1 protein-coding gene and 1 pseudogene are annotated in these 1,640 nt (G+C 43.7%); both read left to right on the plus strand.

The genetic code is table 11. From position 1 onward, the window contains the following. Nucleotides 1–539: 539 nt before the first annotated feature. Nucleotides 540–1,412 carry a VRR-NUC domain-containing protein gene (locus ABR397_RS22500; protein ID WP_350307659.1) on the plus strand — a complete coding sequence of 291 codons (873 nt, stop codon included), beginning with the start codon at nt 540–542 and terminating at the stop codon, nt 1,410–1,412. A gap of 15 nt (nt 1,413–1,427) precedes the next feature. Beyond that, a pseudogene (locus ABR397_RS22505) lies at nt 1,428–1,640 on the plus strand (hypothetical protein); the annotation flags it as partial.

Here is a 1,640-nt window from a genome sequence, read left to right on the forward strand (position 1 = left end):
ATTTATCTCTCTTTTCGAAAACCTTTTTCAACCATGTAACATCTTTTACTTAAAAAATTTTTTAATGCGATTAATCGTGCTTTCAATACTTCGTGATTAATAGCATCGAATCGAGAGAGAAAGTGTTTTCCAAGCCTCCTTATGGTTTATTTAAAATCAAATTAACCATACAAAATAAGTGAGATCCTGACCTAACAATACCTTGCTTCCATACGACATCAAATCCCCGACCAAAACAACATAACGTCACATTCCTCACCTTCTTAACAATTCATTAACTATTAATTCCAGCTTATGATATTGGGCTATCATGGCACCATAACTTGATTAAAGAAATCTTTCTTAAATCAAACTTTTCGAAATAAATTAAATCATTATGTTACTTAAACACCGATAAAATTTACAGCAGTGACTGTTATAAAGTGAGATTTACACATCTTTAAAATATTAATCTTGATATTTATTAAATCAACATATAAATTCCAATTGATGAGGCTATCCGCTGGCCGGGCAGGAATGCCACTTACTTCGATGGTTCCGTGCACCCTGATAATCTAAAAATGTTAATTGAGGTGAAATTTCCGGGAGATAAACTTGCCGAAGATCAAGAAATAGATTATATCCAGATTGCAACCGAAGACCGCTTTGGTGTAATGCGTATCAGCGATAATCGTACTGAGGAACAAAAACAGTACGATGAAGCATGGCGAAAACATTATCAACCCGGTTCCCAGCACTATAAAAATCCGATACCACTGGCCCCTCTGCCGCCCGGTTCGCCTCCTGATGAGGAAGCTTTACCCATTCCTCCCGAAGAGGGCGTGCCGGGCACTATTCCGCAACCCCTGACAAAAAATCCACCGCTTCTCAGCACTTCCCGCTGGTCGTTTTTACCCAGCTATGAAGACTGGATTGTCCTCGGGCAGGAGGTGGCTGGTCTGGCCGAAAATGGGTTGAATTATATCCGCGACAGTACCCGGGAGCTCCTTGCCCAGTTTGGTGCATGGTTCAATCAAGCCGGCAAATGGGTGTGTGAAGAAATTATTGACCCGATAAGCCATCAGGTCAGCTACGCGTTTTCCTGGATCAGTGAACAAACAGGGAAAATCGTGACCTGGACGGAGAGTGAGATAAAAGCCCGGTGGCAAACCGTGCAACAGGGCTCAGATATCACCCTGGAAGACCTCAAAAATATTAGCTGGATGCAAATATTGAAAAAAGTGGGTGAAGAGATGCTGGAAGTGGTTGTGATTATTGCCGAAGTTGCCGTTGTTATCCTCGTTACCCTTGCCGTCGCTGCGGCGCTGATTGCACTGGTGGAAATTTTAGCCGCTGCCGCCTCGGTGAGCGCCGCCGCGTTAGCTGCCGTCCTGGCCATATTGGCGAGTGTAACATTCGCCACTGCCTCATAATTAACGGAGAAAATGATGGAAACTGTAGATTACTTTGACCAGTTGAGATCACAACTGACCGCTTTTCTTTTTATTAATGGTGATGGACTGACTGTTTCCCGCCTGGGGCTCTCGATTACCCTGTTTTTTAAACAGGGCTACACTCAGGAGAAAAAGCAACGCATTCTGGCCTGCTACCGGCGCTTTCGCGAAGAATTTGGTACCCACCTGCGTTTTCACCGTCATGAG

The sequence above is a fragment of the Photorhabdus viridis genome (assembly GCF_040256935.1).
Classification (GTDB): domain Bacteria; phylum Pseudomonadota; class Gammaproteobacteria; order Enterobacterales; family Enterobacteriaceae; genus Photorhabdus; species Photorhabdus viridis.